The sequence below is a fragment of the Paenibacillus graminis genome, assembly GCF_000758705.1.
Lineage (GTDB): Bacteria > Bacillota > Bacilli > Paenibacillales > Paenibacillaceae > Paenibacillus_AQ > Paenibacillus_AQ graminis.
Genome location: NZ_CP009287.1, coordinates 5,004,340 through 5,028,203, shown reverse-complemented (window position 1 = coordinate 5,028,203; position 23,864 = coordinate 5,004,340). Strand labels below are relative to the sequence as shown.

General features: G+C 48.0%; 24 protein-coding genes. 15 read left to right on the top strand and 9 right to left on the bottom strand.

The features are described from left to right. Positions 1-55 precede the first annotated feature (55 nt). Complete coding sequence (locus PGRAT_RS21660; protein ID WP_042267223.1) at positions 56-691, top strand: LysE family transporter; 636 nt, start codon at positions 56-58, stop codon at positions 689-691. Positions 692-727: 36 nt separating this feature from the next. Here PGRAT_RS21660 and PGRAT_RS34955 read toward each other — a convergent pair whose 3' ends face one another. The 4 genes from PGRAT_RS34955 to PGRAT_RS21645 form a co-directional block, all read right to left on the bottom strand. Further along, positions 728-904: a DUF2071 domain-containing protein gene (locus tag PGRAT_RS34955; protein WP_081758728.1), complete on the bottom strand. Its 177-nt coding sequence runs from the start codon at positions 902-904 to the stop codon at positions 728-730. A gap of 520 nt (positions 905-1,424) precedes the next feature. Next, a complete protein-coding gene (locus PGRAT_RS21655; RefSeq protein ID WP_025704915.1) occupies positions 1,425-2,543 on the bottom strand; it encodes a GerAB/ArcD/ProY family transporter in 1,119 nt (372 codons plus the stop codon). Between the two features lie 33 nt (positions 2,544-2,576). Beyond that, on the bottom strand, positions 2,577-3,806 hold the full coding sequence (locus PGRAT_RS21650) for a Ger(x)C family spore germination protein (protein ID WP_025704916.1): 1,230 nt from the start codon (positions 3,804-3,806) through the stop codon (positions 2,577-2,579). A 13-nt stretch (positions 3,807-3,819) separates the two neighbouring features. After that, on the bottom strand, positions 3,820-5,442 hold the full coding sequence (locus PGRAT_RS21645) for a spore germination protein (protein ID WP_025704917.1): 1,623 nt from the start codon (positions 5,440-5,442) through the stop codon (positions 3,820-3,822). A gap of 238 nt (positions 5,443-5,680) precedes the next feature. Between PGRAT_RS21645 and PGRAT_RS21640 the strand changes: the two genes are divergently transcribed. Then, positions 5,681-5,878 (top strand): hypothetical protein, encoded by a 198-nt coding sequence (locus tag PGRAT_RS21640; RefSeq protein ID WP_025704918.1) that lies wholly within the window; start codon positions 5,681-5,683, stop codon positions 5,876-5,878. Positions 5,879-6,088: 210 nt separating this feature from the next. Here the strand turns inward: PGRAT_RS21640 and PGRAT_RS21635 are convergent, their stop codons facing one another. Continuing rightward, positions 6,089-7,057, bottom strand: coding sequence for a bile acid:sodium symporter family protein (locus PGRAT_RS21635; RefSeq protein ID WP_025704919.1), 969 nt, complete (start codon positions 7,055-7,057; stop codon positions 6,089-6,091). A gap of 198 nt (positions 7,058-7,255) precedes the next feature. Here PGRAT_RS21635 and PGRAT_RS21630 point away from each other — a divergent pair, with 198 nt between their 5' ends. Continuing rightward, positions 7,256-8,335 (top strand): LCP family protein, encoded by a 1,080-nt coding sequence (locus tag PGRAT_RS21630; RefSeq protein WP_025704920.1) that lies wholly within the window; start codon positions 7,256-7,258, stop codon positions 8,333-8,335. A 96-nt stretch (positions 8,336-8,431) separates the two neighbouring features. Here PGRAT_RS21630 and PGRAT_RS21625 read toward each other — a convergent pair whose 3' ends face one another. Together PGRAT_RS21625 and PGRAT_RS21620 are read right to left on the bottom strand one after the other, a co-directional pair. Continuing rightward, positions 8,432-8,620, bottom strand: a complete 189-nt coding sequence (locus tag PGRAT_RS21625) for a UTRA domain-containing protein (protein ID WP_025704921.1) — start codon at positions 8,618-8,620, stop codon at positions 8,432-8,434. A gap of 42 nt (positions 8,621-8,662) precedes the next feature. Further along, on the bottom strand, positions 8,663-8,890 hold the full coding sequence (locus PGRAT_RS21620) for a hypothetical protein (protein WP_025704922.1): 228 nt from the start codon (positions 8,888-8,890) through the stop codon (positions 8,663-8,665). Positions 8,891-9,101: 211 nt separating this feature from the next. On the opposite strand from PGRAT_RS21620, the gene PGRAT_RS21615 reads away from it, so the two are divergent. Then, positions 9,102-9,467 (top strand): hypothetical protein, encoded by a 366-nt coding sequence (locus PGRAT_RS21615; RefSeq protein ID WP_025704923.1) that lies wholly within the window; start codon positions 9,102-9,104, stop codon positions 9,465-9,467. A 12-nt stretch (positions 9,468-9,479) separates the two neighbouring features. After that, positions 9,480-9,656 carry a hypothetical protein gene (locus PGRAT_RS33775; protein WP_167337235.1) on the top strand — a complete coding sequence of 59 codons (177 nt, stop codon included), beginning with the start codon at positions 9,480-9,482 and terminating at the stop codon, positions 9,654-9,656. Here the strand turns inward: PGRAT_RS33775 and PGRAT_RS21610 are convergent. Continuing rightward, positions 9,643-9,951 (bottom strand): hypothetical protein, encoded by a 309-nt coding sequence (locus tag PGRAT_RS21610; protein ID WP_025704924.1) that lies wholly within the window; start codon positions 9,949-9,951, stop codon positions 9,643-9,645. The two genes, PGRAT_RS33775 and PGRAT_RS21610, sit on opposite strands and share 14 nt — an antisense overlap. A gap of 351 nt (positions 9,952-10,302) precedes the next feature. Next, on the bottom strand, positions 10,303-10,953 hold the full coding sequence (locus tag PGRAT_RS21605; RefSeq protein ID WP_025704925.1) for a GntR family transcriptional regulator: 651 nt from the start codon (positions 10,951-10,953) through the stop codon (positions 10,303-10,305). Positions 10,954-11,174: 221 nt separating this feature from the next. Here PGRAT_RS21605 and uxuA point away from each other — a divergent pair, with 221 nt between their 5' ends. From uxuA to PGRAT_RS21555, 10 genes are all read left to right on the top strand, one after another. Continuing rightward, entirely contained in the window at positions 11,175-12,251 is a 1,077-nt protein-coding gene (gene uxuA, locus PGRAT_RS21600; protein ID WP_025704926.1) for a mannonate dehydratase, read from the top strand. Then, positions 12,252-13,862, top strand: a complete 1,611-nt coding sequence (locus PGRAT_RS21595; protein ID WP_025704927.1) for a mannitol dehydrogenase family protein — start codon at positions 12,252-12,254, stop codon at positions 13,860-13,862. It abuts the gene before it with no gap. A 16-nt stretch (positions 13,863-13,878) separates the two neighbouring features. After that, positions 13,879-15,294, top strand: a complete 1,416-nt coding sequence (uxaC, locus tag PGRAT_RS21590; protein WP_025704928.1) for a glucuronate isomerase — start codon at positions 13,879-13,881, stop codon at positions 15,292-15,294. 225 nt (positions 15,295-15,519) lie between these two features. Next, a complete protein-coding gene (locus PGRAT_RS21585) occupies positions 15,520-16,194 on the top strand; it encodes a response regulator transcription factor (RefSeq protein ID WP_025704930.1) in 675 nt (224 codons plus the stop codon). After that, the gene (locus PGRAT_RS21580) at positions 16,191-17,561 is read left to right on the top strand and encodes a sensor histidine kinase (protein WP_025704931.1); all 1,371 of its coding nucleotides are present in this window, start codon (positions 16,191-16,193) and stop codon (positions 17,559-17,561) included. The genes PGRAT_RS21585 and PGRAT_RS21580 overlap by 4 nt, the downstream gene beginning before the upstream one ends. 207 nt (positions 17,562-17,768) lie before the next feature. After that, the gene (locus tag PGRAT_RS21575; RefSeq protein ID WP_025704932.1) at positions 17,769-18,740 is read left to right on the top strand and encodes an alpha/beta hydrolase; all 972 of its coding nucleotides are present in this window, start codon (positions 17,769-17,771) and stop codon (positions 18,738-18,740) included. Between the two features lie 843 nt (positions 18,741-19,583). Continuing rightward, complete coding sequence (locus PGRAT_RS21570; protein ID WP_025704933.1) at positions 19,584-20,552, top strand: SIS domain-containing protein; 969 nt, start codon at positions 19,584-19,586, stop codon at positions 20,550-20,552. A gap of 15 nt (positions 20,553-20,567) precedes the next feature. Next, entirely contained in the window at positions 20,568-21,380 is an 813-nt protein-coding gene (locus PGRAT_RS21565; RefSeq protein ID WP_025704934.1) for a fructoselysine 6-kinase, read from the top strand. Between the two features lie 93 nt (positions 21,381-21,473). Continuing rightward, positions 21,474-22,190, top strand: a complete 717-nt coding sequence (locus PGRAT_RS21560) for a GntR family transcriptional regulator (protein ID WP_238326777.1) — start codon at positions 21,474-21,476, stop codon at positions 22,188-22,190. Positions 22,191-22,280: 90 nt separating this feature from the next. Then, a complete protein-coding gene (locus PGRAT_RS21555; protein WP_025704936.1) occupies positions 22,281-23,864 on the top strand; it encodes an amidohydrolase in 1,584 nt (527 codons plus the stop codon).

Sequence of the window (23,864 nt, the reverse complement as noted above, 5' to 3'; positions counted from 1 at the left end):
GCTTCTCTCCGTCATAAATTGTACAAGTTGGTACCTTTTATGCAGGAGTGAGGACATGAGCGTACAACTGTTGGCCAGTTATATTATTTTGGGTTTGACGTTAGCGGCACCGATGGGGCCGGTGAATTCCGCCCGTCTGGATAAAGGAATCAAAAACGGTTTCTGGAATGCATGGGTTGTCGGAGCCGGTTCTATGATCGCGGACGGAATTTTTATGCTACTTATTTATTTAGGGCTGGTTAAATTTCTAAGCATGCCGGAAATTCAGGTGTTCTTATGGATTTTTGGAGCCTTGGTGCTGGTTTACTCCGGGGTGGAAAGCATCGTTACCGCTGAGAAGGTGGATATCCAAGCTGCAACGCGCAATAAAGAATCTCTGCTTCGGAGTTTTATGACCGGCTTTGCAGTTTCCATTACAAGCCCGCTGTCCATTCTGTTCTGGTTAGGCATTTACGGGTCGATTTTGGCAAAAACGGCAGCCGCCTATGGGACCGGACATTTGTTAATATACAGCAGCATGATATTCCTGGGCTTGGCGCTTTGGGATATTATCGTAGCTTCGCTTACTACGGGACTAAGGCGTTTTTTGAGCGATAGGATGCTGATGGGAGTTTCTATGATCTCAGGCGCCTCGCTGATCGGATTCGGGATCTATTTTGGCATACAGGGAATCAGGGCATTATTCTTCTGACCGGCCAGAATAAAACCTCCAGACGTTTGGTATAGGTTAGCAGTGAAGGATCGTGAGCATGAATGAGGCCCAGTGAACGGTTGCAGTATTGGACTCAAGCTGTAGGCCGGCTTCCTGCAATGTCCAAGGGAGATGATGAATGTCCCCGACATAGAGACGGTTCTTCGAGTCGGAAGTATAGAGGCAGTACCGTTCGGTTAACCGCGGTGCCAACGGCTAACCGGCTGGATCGATGAGGAATGGAGAAACACTGATCCAAGGCGTTCCTTCCCATTGCTGGAGTTCTAAACCGGGCGGGATATAAGGCGTTAAATGGGCCTCTTTATCGGCCAGTGTGCAAACAGCAGGTCGTTCCAAGTCTGCTTCATCAGCCAGGGTCCTTGGGGTAAAGGAAAGGGCCGATGCGTTGTATGTGCAAGGATTTCATGATTCTTCAAGGAATATCCCCCTTTAGCATTGAACATCTCACCGGTATTTTTTCCAATTGGACTTGGCTCAGCCGATCTGTCTGGGGAAGAACCGCTTCAATAACGAGCTCCGGGACTTAGGGTTCCGGGTAATCCCACATTGTGTTAATCGTTTGAGAGATAAATTGCCAGTCCGGCAAAGAACCTGATTTATTACTATGTAATAATCTCTAAATTAAATATTGTTCGATCAGATGGGTAGAAACAGTGAACTGGGAATGAAGGGACGAAAAATCAGATTTTCCCTAACCTGCCGTAAGAGATCCTCAGGTTTTCTCAGGAGATGAACGGTTTGTCCGCTTTTTCCGCTTTCTGATCAGGATCGTTATAAAAAGCAGCAAGGGAAGAACGATCTGGAAAACGGGGAAAAGATAATTTAATACAACTTGTCTTCCTGTTACGATATGATGGGTATAATTTGGAGATAAGAAGGACATTCCATAAATTAGAAGGGCTACAGGAAGTACCCACTTTTTATAAGCAATACCGGTTATTTTTTCGAGTCCGATTGTGGCACCATTAAAAAAAGCTCCCATTTTAACACCCAATCCAAGAAAAAGAAGCATGGTGAATAAAGCGTCCATCCGCTCAAATACTTCTGCCAAGTCAATCAACTGGACGGTTTCCAGAAGAGGCAAAGTGCTGTATAGGGCAATCTTTGGACCCAACACAAAAATGTTCAATTGATTAATAAAGGTTAGTGAGAGTGCCGTAATGATATAACTGATAATCACAGCTTTGTTGAGTTTTTTTCCTGTGCGGGCATAGGGATAAAACACAAGAAATAAGACAGTCTGTCCGAACGGAAAAGAGACAATCTCCGGTATAGCCGCATTAAGAACGGGCTTCCACCCGGATTCCAAGACTGGAAACATGAATTCGAAGTGGAAGAGGCCGGTGACAGGAATCAGAATACTGATTAGAACATAACTAAATAACATAACGGGCAAAAAAATGACGCACATCAGAAACAGTACTCTATGTCCATAACGGACTGAATTGGAAACAACCAGGATAACGATCAGCATGATAATCCATAGCGATGTCCGGTTCAACAAAGTCATTACCGTGATTTCGCCAAAATCGCGTAAATTCCGCGAAGCTTCATAGGAGAAATAGCCGACAAACAGAAGGTTCACGAAGGTCCCCACATATTTCCCCATATAACTGCGAAACAATAGGAACAGATCCAGAGCAGGTTCCTGATGGTGAATACTCAAGTGCATTAGAAGCAAGAACAGGCCGGCCAACGCCCCTAACAGCATAGCTAGCCAGGCATCCTGCTTGGCTTCCCCCCCTATAAAAAATAAGGTTGTACTGCCTACCTCGAATAATGAAATAGTTATGGCCAGCTCCGATACCCGAATTGTATTACGTTGGCTCATTTATTTCATCTCCTGTTTATGTGTGTGTACTTATTAATCCTCTTCGGATTCGAGCAGCCGGCTAAATGAACTCTGAAATAGACCGGGCCGTTTCAGGTTCACTTTTACATCAATGTCAATGTCCATGTTTGCTATTTCCCCGGGCCAATTTTCTTTTAATCTTTTCCAATCCTTGGGGGATTTGCGGTGGATTTTATTGCCTATGCCTACAAGGTCGACCTTTAGACGCTGAGCGGCTTTCCAGCCTTCCAGGATTTGCGAGCGGATGATCTGCGCTGCCTGCTGCTCCAGCTTCTTAACACTTTGCGTTTTTAAAAGATCTTCAGGTGTAGTGGTCTCCAAAAACTCACCTACCACCACTTTAGCCTTGACTTTTAATGTATAATGCAGGGCTTCTTTTACTGGTGTAACTTTAACCTTCGCGTTGCGGACCAGAAATGCGGACACATCGGTATCATCCTTACTGTTATAGCTTATTGTGGTCAGACGTATACGATTGGTCAGCCAGGAAATTCCCATACTCTCGTTTTGCTCCAGTGTTCCAACCATTTTTGCCTTCTGGAAGACGCTTAACCCGGAGATTTTTAATTTGCTGGTGTTCGAGGTCTGCTGGTATACACTTGCTGACTCCAAACTTGAGCTGTCAGTGCCTGTGATAGATACTTCTGGAACCCCGGCTGCGCCGCTGTCGGAACTGATGCCGAGCGCTAGTTCATGTACGGATACCGAAGGATAAAACGAACTTAACTGTTTATTTTTTTGCAGGATTTTGGATAACGCTCTGCCGGGAAGCTTCTCCGGGGGGATCAGCTTATTCAGATAATCTCTGGCTTCGCCATTGGCTACTAAGACTTTTACTGTTTCCCGTGCGTCAGGATTACGATAATAAGTATCCAGAATTTCTTCAATTCCGGCTTTTGCTGCTTGTTTGCCAATGATAAGAACATTAGTATGTGCAAAATACAGTTTACGCGGATTTTCCCGGTTGCTGGCCGCTAAAGCCTCTCTGATGGTTTTTCCATGTGCCGAGAAGGTATGCACAGCAGCTTGAGAGCCGCCCCCGCCGGAAGATCCGCCTGCACCGGAAGACATTGCCGGTGGAATGATAATCTGGTAGGTGAGTGTCCAGTCCCCCTGCTGCCCATCGAAACCGGTTGCCGTTGTAATTCCTAATTCGGTCATTTCAACCCGGTTTCCGCACCCTGCAAGCAATAGAGCTAGAGCTGCAACAAGCCCAATGGCAACATCCCGGCGTCGGTGCACATAGATCTCTCCTTTAAGCTTTAGGTTCAGGCTCGTCTGCCCGGCGGACAATGTTATTCGAACCGGCAGGATATTGGTGAGGAGCCTGTCTTATTTTGTTAGATCCCGATTTTATATTGGGTCTTGTTTTCATTGCCCACCAGGGTACCCGGATAAGCAAATCTTTCATGTTGGACTTGTACATTGGACTGTATGGCATTAGATAGTCCACACCGAACGATTTTAGAGAGAGCAGATGAGCCAGAATAGGAACAACCCCTGCCATAATTCCGAATAAACCGAAGGTTCCTGCCAGCAGCATGAGAACAAAACGCAATAAGCGTACGGCAGTGGCCATACTGATGTATGGTATGACGAAGTTGGATATAGCGGTAAAGGAGACAACGATTACCATTGCGCCCGAGACCAGGCCTGCTTCCACCGCTGCTTGGCCAATAACCAGTGCTCCTACGATGGATATGGCTGGACCAATCGCACGGGGCATCCGTACCCCTGCTTCACGAATCACCTCAAAGGTTAATTCCATCAACAAGGCTTCGAGCAGCGCTGGAAAAGGAACCCCTTCCCGTTGGGCAGCCAGAGTTACTAGCAGGATGGTGGGAATCATTTCCTGATGGAACGTGGTCAAGGCAATGAACAAGGAAGGAAGCAGCAAGGAAACCAGGAACGATATCAGACGGATCATCCGCAGAAAAGTTGAAATATCGTAGCGCTGGTAATAGTCCTCGGATATCTGGAAAAAATTATAAAAGGTTACCGGGGCGATTAATACGAAAGGTGTCCCGTCCACCATTACGGCTACTTGTCCATCCAGAAGGCTGCCGGCGACAGTGTCCGGGCGTTCTGAATTTATCATTGTAGGAAAGGGAGTAAGCGGCGCATCTTGAATGAATTCTTCGATATAGCCGCTTTCAAGGATACTGTCTGTATCAATGGCCTGAAGCCGCTTAGTGATCTCCTGAACCACCCCGGGATCGGCAATTCCTTCTATGTAGGTTACCATGACAACGGTTTGTGAATATTGTCCGATAATGTGGCTGTCAAACTTAAGATCAGGTGTCCGCAGTTTCCTTCTGATTAGGGTGATATTGGTTGAGATATCCTCTGTAAAACCCTCCTTAGGCCCCCGGACCACACCTTGTGAAGTGGGTTCCTCCACGGCCCGTCTGACCCCGCCGGCAATAGAGACTGCCAGGGCAGATTGTAAACCGTCTATTAGAATGACGGCACTGCCTTTAAGGACCGCTTGATAGATCTGATTTTGCGAATCAATCATTTGAATATTTCCTAGAGGCAATGTTTTTTTTATCAAAGAAGCTGCAAGGTGTTCCTCTAACCGGTCAGAGGGGGTATGGGCTATTTCTTTAACTAAGCTTTCAATAAGATCGGATAACAGAATGGAGTCGACTAGCCCTTCAATATAACAAATGGCAAGCAGCCCGGCATGCTCCGGATGATCGGAAAAGTCCCGGACGGTAAAGTCAGGGCTTTGGCCCAGTTTCTTTTTAAGCGTGTTAAGGGTGCTGGCTAATGATGCATTTATAGGTTCATTTGAGGCCTGATGTTTGGATTTTTCTGCATCCTGTTTAGAACCTTTCGCTGGTTTCAACACATTTTTTATCCAGTGTTTTAGCATGATTAGCCTCCTCTCCTGTGTATACTATTTGCGGTCATTCCCAAATGTATACATAGCAGGGCATCCAGAACGATCCGCTTGGCTGAAAGAAATTATAATGAACTTAAAGATTTTAGACTGGAATTAGGCGGATAAATCGCTCATGATCACAGGAAGTAAATAATTGTTAGCGCTATCATTATTGGGGGAGGCTGGCTTTAGTGCCCGGATACAGAAAATCCATTTTATGAGGTGTATTATGTCTTATACTCTTTTGTCTGTTGTGCTTATCGGGATGATGGGAGGCTACTATGTGGTTGACGCCAATAATTCCAAGGAAGTATCGCTGGCTCCTGCGTACATTTCAACACTCTTCAGCGAGGGGACAAAGGAAGCCTTTACCGAATATGTGACCCGGCTTCGACTGGAGCGGGCGCTCCTTATTAGAAAGGTATGATTTTCAGTATCTGCTAGGGCTTCGTTAGATGGTTAGGTGGAAAAAGGATCACTAATTCAGCTCATTTTGCTCTTGAAGAGGTAATATCGCTCAATTAAGATCCCTTACTCCACCTAAATCCTTCTATTGTTGGGTTTTGAGGAGAAATAAGTTCCCTTTTTCCACTTGCTACCTGCTGTTGGATGGTTCGCGGCTGATAATTAGCCAAACTCACGCCGCCGTAGTCTGCTCCGCAGTGTGTCTGACCTTGGAGCGGTGACTGAGCAGAAAGCCTGCAAGCGAAGCCAGCAACTGCTGGAACACCATGCCGAGGACGACGGGAACGGCCACCGGAGCGGGGAAATAGGACACCGCCAGGACAGCGCCGGCGCTGATATTGCGCATGCCTCCATTGAAGATAAGGGCGACTTCATCCGCTTCATTCCAGCGTAATATCCTCGCCGTGAGGAAGCACAGGGCATAGCCGGTGGTAGCCAAAAGCACAATGATGAAGGCCAGGCCAACCAGATGCAGGTCGATGTCAGCTAAATACGGGGAAACGACAGAGCCGTTGATCATAATCACTGCAGCCATGAAGAGCTTGGAGAACGGGTTCAGTCTGGGACTCCAGACAGGAGCAACCGCACCCTTGGTCCATTCATTAAGCACCATGCCGAGCAGGGAAGGGACGACAATCATCCAGAATAGACTGCTCATCATGGCGCCTGTGTCCAGCTCCACACTGGTTCCGATCAGCAGCGATAATATGCCCGGCACGACAAAAGGAGCCAGCAGGGTGTCGATCAGAATGATAGACAGGGTGAGGGCAGTATTGCCTTTGTAAATGCTGACCCAGATGAAGCTGCTTACCCCCGTTGGAATGACTGCGGCCAGCACAAGGCCCGTAATCGTGAATTCATCCGAGTGATACAGCGCATTTCCGAAACCTAAGGCTACCAGCGGCATAGCAATGTGCAGAATGAAGAGACAGGCGAACAGGGGCAGCGGTTTTTTGAGTACGTTCACGAAATCTTTAAATCCCAGGCTGATGCTTCCGGCAAACGTCATAAACGCAAATAGCCAGGGAGACAAATAGGTATAAGAGGACAGTGCACTTCCGCAGAGCACTCCGGTCAAGACGCTTAGCGGAGTGATCAGCGGCATCATCCGGTTAAGTGTACGATTCACAGCAAGAAGCATGTCAGGACATCCTTTTTCTAAAAGTTCTATTTATTATACACCTTTTTAGGGTCAACGGTTGCCCAAAACATTCCTGCTTCAGCCTCTGCTGATTCATTTAAATAAAGGCGGTATCCTCCACTTTTGAGCATCAATTGAAGCCTATGCTATAATCATCTACAACTTATAATTTTTATGAAATGAAGCAGGAGGAAGGGAATGGAGGAAAGAAGCAAGAGAAGGAAAGCCAAACGGGGAAAAGTCCGTACCCGAAAAACACTGCTCACCCTGTCCGCCGTGCTGGGCACTTGCCTGATTGTTGGCGCAGTCTATGCCGGAACGCTCTATTACAAGGCAGAACGGGCGCTTGATCGGATTTCAGCGTCAGGCTCTGCCCCTGGTGAGACAGCCGGACCAGCGTCACCCGTGCCTACAGCTTCTGCAGCCGCTGCGGCTGTAGATGCAGAAAAGGAGAGCAAACCGCTCACATTCCTGCTCGCTGGAGTCGACAACAGAAGCGGCAGCGGTGGAACGCTGAACACGGATGTGCTGATGCCGGTGGTTTATGAGCCTGTGAGCAAGAAGCTGTCGATCCTTTCCATACCCCGAGATATGAAGATCGCAAGCACTGAGATTGGTACACATAAAGCCAATTACTACTATGCTTATTATTATGCGCATAACAAGGATGAGGATTTAAGCAAGACGAGAGAGTTCTATGGCGATATTCTGCAGATGGATTTCGATCATATGATTCTGGTCAACTTCGAGGCGTTCAGCAGTATTGTGGATGAGCTTGGCGGGCTGGATATCGATGTGCCGATGAATATGCGGTATGTGGATAATGCGGACGGCACGAATATTAACTTAAAAAAAGGGCGGCAGCATTTAAGCGGCAAGGAAGTGCTGGATTTCGTCCGTTACCGTAAATCCAACCGCGGGACCCCCGAATCCTCCGATTTCTCGCGCAACGAACGGCAGCAGGAGGTTTTGAACCTCATCCTGGATAAGCTGGATTCCGTAAGCGGAATCGCCAAGTGGGGGAATATCATCGATATTCTGGGTGACAATATCCGCACGGATATCGGCAAGGATCAGCTGCGGAGCTGGATTCTGAATTATCCGTCGATGAAGCCTGCGGCAAGTGAGCTGATTACCCTGGAATCCAACTGGAAGAGTCCTTATGTCTATGCGAACAAGGAGGATTTGCTGGTCAAACTGCAGAAGCTGCGCGAACCGTTGGCCCTGCCCGCATTGGATACCCGGAAATTGCTCCATGATTTTGGGATTACTGAGTAGGCGGGGTTAACTTACATAGGTCCATACCGAAAAAAATGAAGGGCTGTCTGCATCGCAGGGTTTGCGGTGGAGGCGGCCCTTCTTTGTGATGCGGGATTACACAATCAACTCGAACTTATCTCCTAGTATGAGCTGCTTGGAGCGGTGGATTTTTTGTCCGTCCGGACTGGACACCGTGCTTCGGATGCTGAGCAGCGGATAACCTTCCTCTATATTCAAATAGGTGGCCACATCAGCAAGGTGGGCTGCCTGTATGCTTTTCAATAATCGATCACGACAAATCATAAATGCCCCTCCGTTCAATAAAATAATATTTACTAGATATAGTCAGTGCTTGCCCCCCTCTTTTTTTTGTTCTTGTGGTGTAGCACGTAAGGCAGGCTGATGAGATGTCTTGACTAACATATTAATTGTTTTGTCAAGCTGAGATAATCGCTTCTCTAGCCCTTCTATTTGCCTGTTGAATTTAACCAAGATTGTTTGAAGAAGAATAAGTGACAAGGCAATGGGAAAACCAACGTTACCAACTAACTGTACAAGGGATGGCAAATCCATAAAAAAACCCTCCTTTCAATTCTTTTATAGCTATATTATATTATATAACGTAACATAACGCTATATATAAAATATATTTTTCACCGTTCTGTTGGAAATAATATATAGAAGGTTGAAAAGAGGCGGAATAACAGCATAAACCATGGAATAAATATTGTGCGACGTAACGAATCACTATATAATAGCAAAAGATAACAAAAGGAGGCTGAATATGAAATACTCGATTAACTTGTTCGGCTACAATGTAGATTGCGAGCTTAAGCTTGCGGGGGAAAGTTTGGGTATTGAAATAACGGATGAAAATCAAAAAGCCCTAAAGCAATATCTGGTGCGTGTATTGCCAAAGTATGGCAGAGAGGCTTCTAGTGAATCTTCGTTTCAAACATTACTGGAGCTTGCCATAGATGCTGAAAAAACACTAGATGGCCGGATGGTTGAACCTAAACTGAAATTACCTTATGAATTTCAACCTGAGATTAAGGAGAAGTTGATCGAAGCGGCAGCCTTACAAGATATGTCGGCCACACAGCTGCTGATCCGGATTATTGAAAAAAAATATCAAGAAGTTATAGGATAGGAGGAATTTACATTGGCGTACGGGAACAAAGTGAAGTTTCATTATGATGTGCCAGCCTACATAAAAAAAGAATTGGCTGAGGCCGCAAAAAAGCTGAATATGACGGCAACTGAGCTTCTCTCCAAAACTATTGAAGAAGAATACGAACGCATCAAGAAAGAAATAGAGCCTTCTACTAAAGGAGAGTAAGCTGAGAAATAAACTTAGCTATAGCTTGTACATGTTCTACAGCCATATTGTTGTACAGATAATCTTCTCCGATCCGGTCATAGGCATAGCAATGGCATGTTGTATAGGACTCCTTGGGGTTATGTTCAATCAGAAAAACATTTACATTGGGTGTGTTATCCTCAACTTTACAGTAAAAATGAGATGTTGAATTAGTATCAAGGACTTCTACGATATGCCGCTGTACATGAATAGGAAGCAGCTGCTGCAGTAAAGGGAAAGTGCGGGTAGACAGCTTGTCTTCATAGATTATCATAAGTTCAGATCCCCCTAGTATAAGTATTTAACTGTAAAATATTGATTTGTATATTATACCAAACCTATGTTCGTGCGTTAAGGGTATAATTACCTTATCAGTATATACTTTACTGTTATTCCGAGAGATTTGTTAGAGCTTATTAGTAGTTTATTGGTTACAAATGTGAAATTTTATCCATACTAAATTTACCATATTTTTGCAATATATTACAATGCGTTTTGTCACGCAATATTTTATGCGCTTTGCGGCGGTTGATTTTCTACATAAAAAAGCTTTCTCAAGGAGGAAGCTTTTTTCTATGCGCATGGCAGTGCATTATTGAAGTGTATTATTTTAACAAGCAAATGCCTATTTCTTCAGATACTCCGAGAAATTCTCCTGAAAGTCCAGGGAATGAATATCTTCCCGGAGATGGTGGTGGATCAGCGGGCCGATCTTTCCGGTTTCCTTATGCACCATCAGCTCCAGCAGGGCTTGATGCTCTTTCCAGATTCCCTCCAGTTTTTCGGTCTTTAGCATATGCAGCCTGCGGTACCGGAGGTAGTGCACATTGGACTGCTGAATCAAATTCCACAGAAATTCCCGCCCGGCAAGCCGGTACAAGGCCCGGTGAAACGCATCATCCAGATTGAGGAAGGAATCGATGTCATTCTGCCCGATGGCTTCCTTTTGCCTCTCCAGAATGTCCTTAAGCTCGTGCACGCCAGTCAGCAAAAGCTGTGAAGAGAGATCTTTAAGGATCTCTTTTTCCAGTGTGCTGCGCAGATATGTGATTTGTTCAACGGATTCAAGATCAATATAGGATACGATGTTCCCTTTTTTCGGATAGATATCGGTATAGGATTCCAGAGCCAGCTGTTTCAGCACATCACGCAGCGGTGTCCGCGAAATCTGAAAGCGTTCAGACAAGGCAGTTTCGCTCAGAATGGTGCCGGGCTTCAAGGCCAAGGTAAGGATTTCGTGCTTCAAGGTGTTCATAATTTCAGCTTTGATTGACATTTTGCTTCCTGCTTTCCATATGTATTAACGGATATGACTAGTATACATGATGTTTAGCGGTAATAAAAATATTTATTGAAATAATGGGAGTAAGCTAGCAGTAATGCTAATTAAACTCTTTATTTTATTGTATTGACAACCGGGTATTCTTATTCTATGATCAAGAAAATCTTGTATACAAGATTGGTTGACGAAGATGACAATCATAGGAGGGTTTATCGATGAACATGACGTGGAGATGGTACGGTGAAGGCAATGACAATATTACGCTTGACCATATCCGGCAGATTCCGGGGGTTATGGGTATTGTCTGGTCTTTGCATGAGAAGGTAGCCGGTGAAGTGTGGGAAATGGAACGGATCCAGGAAGTGGCGGATCAGATCACCAGCAAGGGCTTCAGCACAGCTGTGGTGGAGAGCGTCAACGTTCATGATGATATCAAAATCGGCTTGCCGACCCGTGATAAATATATCGATATTTATATCGACACCATCCGCAAACTGGCGAAGGTTGGCGTGAAGGTGATCTGCTACAATTTCATGCCGGTGTTCGACTGGACGCGTACGGAACTGTACAAGGAACTGCCGGACGGTTCGAATGCTCTCTTTTATGAAAAGGCTGCCATTACCGATAATCCGCGTGAAATGGTGGACCGGATATTGAAGGGAGCGGGACAGTTCACTATGCCGGGCTGGGAGCCGGAGCGCCTCGCGAAGCTGGATGAGCTGTTCGCAGCCTATGTCGGTGTGACTGAAGATAAGCTGTTCGAGAACCTCAAATATTTCCTGGAGCGCATCATTCCGGTCTGCGAGGAAGCGGATATCAAGATGGCCATTCATCCTGATGATCCGGCCTGGCCGATCTTTGGACTGCCGCGTATTATCCGCAGCCGCGATACGATCCGCCGTATGCTTGATGCCGTAGACAGCCCGTACAATGGCCTGACCTTCTGCACGGGATCGCTGGGTTCCAATCCGGAGAACGATCTGCCGGCGATGATCCGCGAGTTCCATGACCGTATTCATTTTGCCCATATCCGCAATGTGAAGGTGTTTGAGAACGGGGATTTCATTGAGGTTTCGCACCGCGGGCGTGACGGAAGTGTCGATGTGGCAGAGGTTGTGAAGGCATATCATGAGAACGGGTATACCGGTTATGTGCGGCCCGACCATGGACGCCATCTCTGGGGCGAAGAGAAAAACTGCCGTCCGGGCTACGGACTCTATGACAGAGCGCTCGGCATCATGTATTTGCTTGGCGTCTGGGACAGCCTGGACAATGTCAAGGAGGCGAAATAAATGCTCCGCTTGACCAGAAGCAGTATCCAACGGGATCACGCGGCCTGGACCGCTGCGGGAGTAGAACTGCCGCAGTTCGATTATGAGCAGGTGGCGAAGAATACACAGCAGAAGCCGGAATGGATTCATTTCGGCGCGGGCAATATTTTCCGGGGATTTGTAGCCAATGCCCATCAGAAGCTGCTGGACAGCGGCAAGGCGGATACAGGAATCATTGCGGCGGAAACCTTTGATTTCGAGATGATCGACAAGGTCTACAAGCCGTATGACAATCTGACCCTGCTGGTACTGATGAATGCACGCGGCGATTTTCAGAAAAGGATCGTAAACAGCATTGTCGAGGGAATTACTGCAGACAAGAGCCGTGAAGCAGATTACCGCCGCCTGACAGAAGTGTTTGAGAACCCCAGCCTGCAAATGGCCAGCTTCACCATCACGGAGAAGGGCTACTCGCTGACAGGTCCTAACGGGAAATATCTTGGCATCGTGGAAAAGGATATCGAAGGCGGACCGGAGCAGCCGGTTCACGCCATGAGTATTGTGGCTTCTCTTGCATACAAGCGGTATTTAAAAGGCGCCTTCCCGATGACCTTCGTCAGCATGGACAACTGCTCCCATAACGGCGACAAGCTAAAGAACGGCGTCGTGACAATTGCCAAAGAGTGGGTGGCTAAAGGACTGGTTGAAGAAGGTTTCGTAGCCTACCTGGAGAATGAACAGCTGATAGCCTTCCCGCTGTCGATGATCGACAAGATCACACCGCGCCCTTCAGAGACCGTCCAAGCCGCGCTGCTGGAGCAGGGGATTGGCGATATGGATGTAATCATTACCTCCAAAAACACCTATACCGCCCCCTTCGTAAACGCAGAGATCAGCGAATACCTGGTGATCGAAGACAAATTCACGAACGGCCGTCCTTTGCTTGAGGAAGCGGGGATTATCTTCACGGACCGGGATACGGTCAACAATGTGGAGACCATGAAGGTGACGACCTGTCTCAACCCGCTGCATACGGCGCTTGCCGTATCAGGCTGCCTGCTTGGCTATACCCTGATTGCGGATGAGATGAGGGACGATACCCTGCGGAGATTCGTGGAGATTATCGGGTATAAGGAAGGTCTGCCTGTTGTCGTGGACCCCGGCATTCTCAGTCCAAAGCAGTTCCTGGATGAAGTGCTGACGGAGCGCTTCGCCAATCCGTTCATCCCGGATACGCCGCAGCGGATCGCCACCGACACCTCACAGAAGGTGGGCATCCGGTTCGGAGAAACCATTAAATCATATATCCGCCGGGAGGAGCTTGATCCGGCGCAGCTGACAGCGATCCCGCTGGCCATTGCGGTCTGGTGCCGCTATCTGCTTGGCGTGAACGATGAAGGAGAATCCTTCACGCTGAGTCCTGACCCGCTGCTGGAAACGCTGCAGGGACATCTGCAAGGGGTTGCCCTCGGCGACCGGAACGCCAGTGTGCGCCCGATTCTTGAAGATGAACAGCTCTTTGGGGTTCCGCTGTATGAGATTGGCCTCGGAAGCAAGATTGAGAGCATGTTCCTGGAAATGCTGGCAGGACCGGGAGCTGTGCGGAGAACCTTGGAGAAGTATCTGAAGTAGGGAAGGGAGTATAGTGATGAAGGCTTTTATTCACGAGGATTTTCTGCTGCAGTCGGAAGAAGCGCGGGTGCTCTACCATGAGTATGCCGAAGCTTTGCCCATTATCGATTATCATTGCCACCTTGACCCGCAAGCGATCGCCGGGAACAAACGCTTTGGCAGCATCACCGAGGTGTGGCTGGGCGGGGACCACTATAAATGGCGGGCGCTGCGAACGTTCGGGGTCGAAGAGAAATATATCACCGGCAATGCTTCGGATGAAGAAAAATTCGCCAAATGGAGCGAGGTGCTGCCCTATACGGTTGGCAACCCGCTGTATCATTGGTCCGCGCTGGAGCTGAAAGCCTATTTTGGCGTGGAGGAGCAGCTTGGCCCCCAGAATTGGCGGCGGATTTATGACCACTGCAATACTCTGATTGCCCAGGACGGCTTCACAGCGCAAGGGCTGATTACCCGATCCAATGTGAAATGGATCTGCACCACGGATGATCCGGCCGATGATCTGCGCTACCATGGCCAAATTGCCGGGCAAACGGCGTTCCAAACCGGGGTTACTCCGACGTTCAGACCGGATAAGGCGCTGCAGATTGATGCAGAAGCTTTTCCGGATTATGTCCGCAGTCTGGAGCAGGCTGCCGGCTATGCGATAACTTCCTATGCACTTATGGAACGCGCCCTGCTGGAGCGGATTGAATATTTTGACAAGCACGGCTGCAAAATCTCCGACCACGGGTTCTCGCATCTTCCCTATGCGGAGGCGGCGCCTTCTGTGCTGGAAGACATTTTCAGCAAACGCCTGAGCGGGGGAACCTTGAGCCGTCTGGAATCCGACCAGTACCAGACCGCGTTGTTCCTGGCCATGGGCCGCAAATATGCTACCTGCGGCTGGGCCATGCAGCTTCATATCGGAGCGATCCGCAATCCGAATTCACGGAGGTTCCGCGAGCTGGGTCCGGATACCGGCTTTGATACCATCGGGGATAACAGCTATGCCGACAGCTTGTACAAGCTGCTTGACGGACTGGAGCGGACCGGCGAGCTCCCGAGAACGATCCTGTATAATCTGAATGCGGTGCAGAATGATGTGCTGGCTGCGATGGCGGGTTCTTTTCAGGGGGGCGGCATCAAGGGCAAAATCCAGTTCGGCTCCGGCTGGTGGTACAACGACCAGAAGGACGGGATGATCAAGCAATTAACGTCTTTGTCGAATCTGGGTCTGCTCAGCTGTTTTGTAGGGATGCTCACCGATTCGCGGTCCTTCCTGTCCTATACCCGGCATGATTATTTCCGGCGGATTCTGTGCAATCTGATCGGCGGCTGGGTCGCCAGCGGCGATGCGCCAGGGGATCTGGCTTTCCTGGGAAGTATCGTTCAGGACATTTGCTATCATAACGCCGAGCGGTATTTTGGGTTTCCTCTATCAGAGGGATGAGCTGAAATGAAGAGGTTATATTTATACGAATTAGTAAAAGCAAGAGCCTTCAAGACCGCTGACCAAGCGGCTTTGAGGGCTTTTTGCTGTTCTCCTGCTGGTTTGGACGCTGTATGTGCGGCAATTGGTGTTGGCGGGAGGATTATTAGGAGGAGAGGTGAAGGAACATTACAGGTTATTTTTTTGTATAATGATTAGGATGGACAACAAGGAAAGAGGGAACGAATGCCTACTATATTGGTTGCTGACGATGATGCGAACATTCGCGAGCTCGTAAGTTTATTTCTCCGCAATGACGGATTCCAGACAGCCGAAGCTGCGGACGGCAAGGAAGCGCTGAGCGTATATAGCTCGACGCAAGCCGATCTTGTCGTGCTGGATATCATGATGCCGGTTATGGATGGATGGACGTTATGCAAGGAGCTCAGACGGATTAATCCTGATCTTCCGCTGCTTATGCTGACGGCGAGAGGCGAAACCTGGGAGAAAGTGAAAGGCTTCGAGCTTGGGACGGATGATTATTTGACGAAGCCTTTCGATCCGCTCGAATTGACGGCGCGTGTCCGGGCATTACTGAAACGATACCGGATTGGCTCCGAACAGAAGATTCAATTCGGCAATGTCATCCTTGACCGGCAGACCTATAAGGTGATGAGAGGAACGGAGTCGCTTACGCTGCCGCTGAAGGAGTTCGAATTGCTGTATAAGCTGGCTGCAACACCCGGACAAGTCTATACGCGCGGGCAGTTGATCGATCAGATCTGGGGGATCGATTATGCTGTTGATGACCGGACGGTAGATGTGCATATTAAACGGCTGCGTGAACGGTTCGCGGCTACACCTGATTTTCGGATCGAAACCGTGCGCGGGCTTGGCTACCGGCTTGAGGCTCACGAATGATCAAATCCTTATACACACGGGTCGTCCTGACCTATCTGGGCTCCGTAATCGGGGGCACAATCATTGCTTTACTGGTGGCAACTTGGGTATATTTTGACCAGTTTAACGAAAACTTAAAAACCAACTTGCTTTATTTTGGCCAGGATATCGTCCGGATGTACGAGTCATTCCCATTACAAGAAGTAGACAATTACCTAAGTGACATGAAACAGCTCAATTATTATATTCGGGTATATGAAGGAACGGGGCAGTTCCAATCCTACGGTACGCTTAACGGAAGCCATGTTTCCCCAATCACTATGGATCAAGTTAAGGCGGTACTGGCCGGAGAAGTAATTCAAGTAACCGGTGTGGAAAAGAGCCTTCTGGGGTTGCCGTTGACAACGAAAACGGGAAAAAAAGCGCTGTTTGTGAACGCGATTGCTCCCCCTTCCGCTACCTTTTTCGTCAGTTGGATTTTTAACTTTGCAGCCTATTCTCTGATCGCAGGCAGTCTATTCATTCTGGTTGCCGCCATGTTCCTGGTCAGGCCGATCAAGGAGCTGACCAAAGCGACCAGGCAGATAGCCACTGGAGATTTCAACGTCAAGCTGAATATTAAGCAAAAGGGTGAGCTGGGCACGTTGGCCCGCAGCTTTGAAGACATGATGCACGATCTGCAGCAGCTGGAGCAGATGCGCAGGGACTTTGTATCGAATGTGTCTCACGAAGTCCAGTCGCCGCTCACCTCGATATCCGGTTATGCTAAAGCGCTCAAGCAAGTAAACCTTGCAGAGCCTGAGCGAAGCCGTTATCTCGATATTATCATCGCTGAGGCCGAGCGGATGTCCAAAATGAGCGATAGCCTGCTCAAGCTAAGCTTGCTTGAATCACAGACACTGCAATTGGGGCTCAGTACGTTCGGTCTTGATGAACAGATTAGACGGGTTATTGTCGCGCTTCAGCCGCAATGGTCGGCCCGGAATATCCGTTTCGAGCTCAATTTGAATGCCGTTCGGCTAATGGCTGATTATGACCAATTAAACCAGGTATGGACGAACCTTATCGGCAACGGCATCAAGTTTTCTATGGATGGCGGCGTGATTAACGTCAGCATCCAACAGGATATCAACAACGTGATCGTCCGGATCTCCGACACGGGCATAGGGATTTCCCCCGAAGACCAAAAGCTTATATTTGAACGTTTTTTTAAGGCAGACCGTTCGCACAGCCGCAAGTACGGCGGCAGCGGTATGGGACTTGCCATTGTGAAACAGATCATATCGCTTCATCAAGGCGAAATCCGGGTGGAGAGCGAGCCCGGCCGGGGCACAACTTTCATTGTGATTTTGCCAATGTCAGCGCCTGCGGATCAGTCGGATGATTAGGTATCAAACGGATTGTCTACACCAGATTCACCATGCTGCGGCCCATGTGCAGGCTTTTCTTGCATATGATGCCGCAGCATTTTTGTGCTTGTTCATACTCCGTTCATATTGCCGTCATGATGGGGACATCTTAGTCGTATAAGCTTCTCTTAACGGCATGTTAAGGCAGCCCGATAAATAGATAGATATGGACAGGAGAAGATGAGCATGAAACGAAAAGAAGAGGGAACGGACAAGAGGATGGGCAAGCCCCTTCGCATAATTCTAAAAACCATAGGAGCTATAGCGGCATTAATAGTCCTTTTTATGGCTATTGTGTTTACCGTTAATATTATAAGCAACAAATCGGAGCTTGGAAAAATAAAACCCTATGGCCAGCTGGTGCCTGTGGACGGCAAAAAGATGAATGTTCTGATTCAAGGGAGCGGGGATGAAACCATTGTGCTTCTGCCTGGTGCCGGAACCCCTGCGCCGGGTCTTGATTTTAAGCCGCTAATTGATGAACTGTCTCCATTCTACAAAATGGTTGTGGTTGAGCCCTTTGGGTATGGTTTAAGTGATGAAACGGATAAAGAGCGCAGCACAGAGAATATTGTCAGTGAAGTTCATGAGGCACTGCAACAGTTGAACATCAAACGTTATGTTTTGATGGGCCACTCCATTGCAGGCATTTACAGCCTGAGTTATGTGAATAAATATCCAAATGAAGTGATTGCTTTTGCCGGAATCGACAGCAGTGTACCCACACAAGGGGGAATGGATGCTGAATTACCATTAAAAACGTTGGCCTTTCTCCAAAAATCAGGGCTTTTACGATTGGTCAATAGTTTGAACGACCCCTATGCTTCCTCAGCCTTTGACGATCAAACCAAGGAACAAATGTTAATGCTGGCGAATAAAGTCGGAAATAATGCCACTCTGTTGAATGAAATGAAACATATTTCTTCTAATTTTAGAGAGGCCCAAAAGTTAAAATTCCCAGAAACGTTTCCTGTGATCTTGTTAGTGCAAGCGGACAATAAAGGCGTTAAAAACTGGATACCGCTGCATGAAGAACAAGCCAAAGAATCCAAATATGGAAAGGTGATGACTCTCGAAGGGGGACACTATTTACATCATACCCGTTCTAAGGAAATTGCTGAAAATTTCAGAAAATACATGGATGAAATAAAAAAATAAGATGCCTTGAGGCGGTATGTTCTGCCTGTTATGGAGCGTCTGCCCGAAGCTTAGCGGCACAGTGAAGTGGAATTAGTACACTTAAAATGACGGAAAACCTTACTTAAAAGGAAATAGTGGGAAAAAGGAAACTTAATATAGCCGGAATCGCCTGTAAGTGTGCGAATCGGTCAGATTAGTTATCCTTTTTCCACCTAACACCTGCGGATCATGCAAGGGGGAGAATTTAAGCTCCATTTTTCCACTTGGGGTCGGCGGCTGAACCAGCAAATGCCCTGGCGTCTGATCCAAGCAAGGGGTGGGCTGGCTGAACCAGATAATGCCCTGGCCGTCTGATCCAAGCAAGGGGTGGGCTGGCTGAACCAGCAAATGCCCTGGCCGTCTGATCCAATCCAAGGAGCGGTTTGCCTGATGGGGCCGATTCTATTGGTCTACCCCGAGGGTAACCTACTAATCTCCCTGGAAGGCGAACCGCTGTCGCCCCGGAGGGTGAACCCGTCTCCCCGGAAAGCGAACTACAGGTCCAACCGGAGGGTGATGAGCTGTAGGGTCCCGAGTCGCCTGATCTTATCCGATCCGGCTGCGCTGTCCAGTGAGGGCAGTGTGGCCGTTTTTTTGTTCTATAGGAAACTATACAATGTAAAAAAATGTGGATATCTTAGAAGCCTCAGAGGGAATAGGCGTTCTGCTGCAGATTCAAAAAAGCAAATAGACACACTTACTAGAAGAGCGAACCCCTTCGTTTTAAATTATTGAATAAAGTCTTGACAGTTTTTTTGAAAGCGGTTATATTTATCTCGTAAACAATACGTTATATAACGTTATGTCAAAGGAGAGAATCAAATGAATGTAAATCAGGTTGTCCAGAGTATCCGTGAAAAAGTGGCTGAAGGAATTTCTGAGGTATATTTTGTAGCTTGCGGGGGTTCACTGGTCGATATGTATCCTTCCAAGTATTTTCTTGATAGTGAAGCGAAGAAGCTGGTAGCAGGACTTTATACAGCGAATGAATTCGTTCATGCATTGCCTAAACGTCTGGGTGCGCAATCGGTAGTCATCGTTTGTTCCCATGGCGGAAATACGCCGGAATCGGTAGCTGCGGCGCAAGCAGCCAAAGAGCATGGAGCCCATACCATTGGCCTAACCCACAACAAGGAAGCCGCATTACTGAATTACTCCGATTATTCCTTCCTGTATGAATGGGGAGATGACAGCAATGTCAAAAACAATCCGATGGCTATCATTCTGGATCTCGCTGCTCAATTGCTGCATGTGGTTGAAGGGTATGCGCATGCTGAAGCTTTTCAAAAAGGCTTAGAAACCATCAACGGCATTATTAACCAGGGTAAAAAGCAGGTCGCTCCGCGTGCCCGTGTTTTTGCCGACAAGTACCGCAATGAGGAGCTTTACTATATCTTGACGAGTGGAGCATCCTACGGACATGCTTACGGCTTTGCGATCTGCTCGCTGATGGAAATGCAATGGCTGCATGCTGCGGCTATTCACTCCGGTGAGTACTTCCATGGTCCATTTGAAGTGACGGATAAAGAAACACCGTTCATTCTGATGATGAATGAAGGCCGTACCCGTGAGCTGGATGAACGTGCCCGGACCTTCCTGAATCAGTATGCGGAGAAAGTCGAAGTGATTGATGCCAAGGAGCTTGGAATTGGTACGATTGCCGACGAGGTTGTGGAATTCTTCAATCCGGTACTATTCTACAGCATCATTTGTGTCTATCGCGAGGCGCTTGCCGAAGTAAGAAATCATCCGCTGGAAACCCGCCGTTACATGGGGAAAGTAGCCTACTAATCGGGAGGAACAACCATGAAAGTCTTAGGGATTGGCGATAATGTGGTCGACAAGTATGTTCATCAGCGTACGATGTATCCCGGCGGCAATGCGCTTAACTTCAGTGTTTTCGCCAAAGGAGAAGGTGCGGACGCGGCGTTTCTCGGTGTGTTCGGCGATGATGACGAAGCACGGCTTGTGGAAAATACGCTGCAGCAGCTAGAGATTGATATCTCACACTGCAGACATCACAGCGGCGAGAACGGATGTGCACGTGTTACCCTGGAGAACGGGGAACGGATATTTCTGGGCAGCAACGAAGGCGGAGTCACCAGGCTGAATCCGATTATGCTGAGCGAAGCCGACAGAGAATATATCCGGGGCTTTGACATTATTCATACGGGGCTTTATAGCCACACTGGACATCTGCTTGGAGAGCTGAATGAACTGGGGATTCCCCTCTCCTTTGATTTCTCGGATGACTTTGAGGATGAGCAAGTAGAACGGTATATCGGGAATGCGGATTTTGCTTTCTTTTCCTGTAGCCATATGACCGACGAAGAGACGCGGAACTATATTAAGGCCAAACGCAGAAGAGACGGACAGATATTGGTTGCAACCCGCGGCGGCGACAGATCCATTGCCTATGATGGAACAGCCTTTTATTACCAGACTCCGGAACTTATTGAGGCCGTGGATACGATGGGGGCAGGCGATTCCTACATTACAGCCTTTTTAATGAGTATGATTAAGGACGGGAATATTCAAGCGGCTATGCAGGAAGGCTCCAGATTAGCAGCCAAGAGCTGTAGGGTAGAAGGTTCCTTTGGATTCGGCGCCCGTTACTGATAACGGCAACGTTCTATCTTTGCTTGTGAAAAAGAGAATCGTTTGTTACTCTAACCATAGAGTAATATAACGTTATATCACAAGTGAGGGTAAATGATGTTAAATTCAGAACAGGCTGAGCCTCTATATATCCAATTGAAAAAGGCAGTCCAATCCGCCATTGCGAATGGAACCTTTAATCCCGGAGATAAAATCCCTACTGAAATTGAGCTAAGCGCGAACTACAATGTCAGCCGGATTACGGTAAGGAAAGCTATCGAGGAATTGGTGAGTGAAGGCTATCTGACAAAACGCCAGGGCAAGGGCACCTTTGTTAATGCGCATAAGATCGGACGCAAGATTGAGCATATCATCAGTTTTACGGCTGCCTGCAGAGCCAATGGATTGTCTTCGCACAGCGCCATAACCGAGAGGAAGAAGATTAAGGCCGACCAGGAAACCGCAGAGCGGCTGCAAATACAGCAGGGTGAGCCGGTGCTCTATATTCAGCGTAAAAGATATGCCGGTGAAAGACCGCTCATGCTGGAAAATAACTATTATCCGTTTGAGCGATTCTCCTTTCTAATGGAGGAAAGTCTGGAAGGCTCGGTGTATGAGCTGCTGCGGGACCGTTATCAGATTGATCCCAACCAGCCGGGAGAGACGGTATTGCAAATTACCCTGGCTGATGAGCAGCAGGCGAAATTACTGGAAATTCCGATTGGCCAGCCATTGTTCTATATGAATACAATTATTTATGACCAGCATAGTCAGCCTGTTCATGTGGGCAAGCAGTACATTATCGGTGACCGTTATCAATTTACTTTGTAATTCATTCTGCTTCTTGCGGTAAGCAGGAAGCAGAAGTTTTGATATAACGTTATAAGTCGTATTGACATTCGGCAGAAAGGCGTTGAAATCATGGAAGCAGCAGCACATGGTTTTGCAGACAGAGTACTGTTGTCTAATGCAGTATTTACAGGAATAGAGGATAGCGTATCATCAGCATTTGTTGCCCTGCAAGGTGAGCACATCGTCGCGGTCGGCAGCCCGGCAGAAGCCGAAGACTGGATTGGACCGGCAACAGTTGTTCATCATCTGAAGGATGCGTTCATTATGCCCGGTGTGCATGATAACCATGTCTTTTTTACCGGGTACATGTCTATGCACCGTGGTGTGGATCTGACAAATGCGGCTACAATTGACGAGGCTCTGCAGCTGCTTAGGCAAGAAGCTGCAAAAAGTCCCTCAGAGCAAAATGTATACGCTTACGGCTGGAGCGAAGAGGATTGGGGACAGCTTCCGGGGCAAAGCTTATTAGACGAAGTTTTTCCCGGAAGGCCTGTAATCGCCATTAACCGGACCAAAAGCTATTGTTGGATGAACCAATTCGCCCAGGATAAGTATCAGTTTGCCCCTGACCAATGCAGTGCGGAATCACGTGCCCGTCTGCTGATGGACATGATGCAGGACCGGGAATTAGTCAGACAGGAGTTTCTGGACTTCGCCCGGATGCTTGCCAAACGGGGCGTTACTTCTATAAAAGATATCGGCTTTGACCGCCACAGCGGCCTGCTTCCGGTCCTTGAAGAGCTGGAAGCTGCAGGAGAGCTGCCGCTGCGGGTTCATTTCGCACTTGAACCTGTATTGCAGCCGCTGGATATTCCCGCAGGACTGCAGTATAAAGAGCGTTATCAAGGAGAGTTTCTCCGTTTTCAGGGCTATAAGCTGATGATGGACGGTGTAGTAGCTGATCATACGGGAGATATGCTGGAGCCTTACGCGGATATGCCCGGCGTTACCACCCTGCGGCCTGTTGATTACGAAGCGATTGAAAGGGCCGTGCAGGCAGCGGACAGCCATGGGATCAAATGCTGTCTTACGGCTGAAGGGGATGCGGCGATCCGCAAGGCTGTGGATATGATCGAAGGCTGCAACCGCAGCCGGGGAGATCAGCGGATCAGGCATTCGATCAGTGATCTGGAATATCCTCATCCCGATGATATCCGGAGGATGGGCGATAATGGGATATTTGCCGAGATATATGCTCAGATCCTGCTCTTGAATCCTTCCTATGAGGAGGCTTACATGGCGGCGGTGGCCGGAAAAGAAAATGAAAGCCGCTTTTATAATTACAAGTCCATGCTGGAAGCCAATGTTCCGGTTACGATTGGTACGGATTTGCCGCTTTTCCTAACCAGTGTTCCTGATTCGCTGTATGCGGCTTCTTTCCGGTTGTTTCCTGACGGATCGCCTTCAGGAGGATGGCATTTGGAGCAGGGGATGCCTGCTGCAGAAGTCTTAAAGGCTTGGACCATCAACGGTGCCAGACATTGCGGTATGGAAGAACGTACAGGAACTTTGGAAGCTGGAAAAGCTGCTGATATTGCCGTATTTGACCGTAATCTTTTAGATACAACAGCAACCGAGATTAGAGACGCACATGTGATCTTGACGATTACCGCCGGTCAAATCACCTATGATGCTGCCAGGAACGAGGGGTAG

Coding starts and splice junctions, on each gene's coding strand:
- PGRAT_RS21640 (WP_025704918.1), top strand. CDS start 5,681: ATGTCTTATACTCTTTTGTCTGTTGTGCTTATCGGGATGATGGGAGGC.
- PGRAT_RS21580 (WP_025704931.1), top strand. CDS start 16,191: ATGATCAAATCCTTATACACACGGGTCGTCCTGACCTATCTGGGCTCC.
- uxuA (WP_025704926.1), top strand. CDS start 11,175: ATGAACATGACGTGGAGATGGTACGGTGAAGGCAATGACAATATTACG.
- PGRAT_RS21585 (WP_025704930.1), top strand. CDS start 15,520: ATGCCTACTATATTGGTTGCTGACGATGATGCGAACATTCGCGAGCTC.
- PGRAT_RS21625 (WP_025704921.1), bottom strand. CDS start 8,620: ATGATTTGTCGTGATCGATTATTGAAAAGCATACAGGCAGCCCACCTT.
- PGRAT_RS21595 (WP_025704927.1), top strand. CDS start 12,252: ATGCTCCGCTTGACCAGAAGCAGTATCCAACGGGATCACGCGGCCTGG.
- PGRAT_RS21605 (WP_025704925.1), bottom strand. CDS start 10,953: ATGTCAATCAAAGCTGAAATTATGAACACCTTGAAGCACGAAATCCTT.
- PGRAT_RS21620 (WP_025704922.1), bottom strand. CDS start 8,890: ATGGATTTGCCATCCCTTGTACAGTTAGTTGGTAACGTTGGTTTTCCC.
- PGRAT_RS21565 (WP_025704934.1), top strand. CDS start 20,568: ATGAAAGTCTTAGGGATTGGCGATAATGTGGTCGACAAGTATGTTCAT.
- PGRAT_RS21655 (WP_025704915.1), bottom strand. CDS start 2,543: ATGAGCCAACGTAATACAATTCGGGTATCGGAGCTGGCCATAACTATT.
- PGRAT_RS21645 (WP_025704917.1), bottom strand. CDS start 5,442: ATGCTAAAACACTGGATAAAAAATGTGTTGAAACCAGCGAAAGGTTCT.
- PGRAT_RS21610 (WP_025704924.1), bottom strand. CDS start 9,951: ATGATAATCTATGAAGACAAGCTGTCTACCCGCACTTTCCCTTTACTG.
- uxaC (WP_025704928.1), top strand. CDS start 13,879: ATGAAGGCTTTTATTCACGAGGATTTTCTGCTGCAGTCGGAAGAAGCG.
- PGRAT_RS21630 (WP_025704920.1), top strand. CDS start 7,256: ATGGAGGAAAGAAGCAAGAGAAGGAAAGCCAAACGGGGAAAAGTCCGT.
- PGRAT_RS21570 (WP_025704933.1), top strand. CDS start 19,584: ATGAATGTAAATCAGGTTGTCCAGAGTATCCGTGAAAAAGTGGCTGAA.
- PGRAT_RS21615 (WP_025704923.1), top strand. CDS start 9,102: ATGAAATACTCGATTAACTTGTTCGGCTACAATGTAGATTGCGAGCTT.
- PGRAT_RS21575 (WP_025704932.1), top strand. CDS start 17,769: ATGAAACGAAAAGAAGAGGGAACGGACAAGAGGATGGGCAAGCCCCTT.
- PGRAT_RS21660 (WP_042267223.1), top strand. CDS start 56: ATGAGCGTACAACTGTTGGCCAGTTATATTATTTTGGGTTTGACGTTA.
- PGRAT_RS21560 (WP_238326777.1), top strand. CDS start 21,474: ATGATGTTAAATTCAGAACAGGCTGAGCCTCTATATATCCAATTGAAA.
- PGRAT_RS21555 (WP_025704936.1), top strand. CDS start 22,281: ATGGAAGCAGCAGCACATGGTTTTGCAGACAGAGTACTGTTGTCTAAT.
- PGRAT_RS21635 (WP_025704919.1), bottom strand. CDS start 7,057: ATGCTTCTTGCTGTGAATCGTACACTTAACCGGATGATGCCGCTGATC.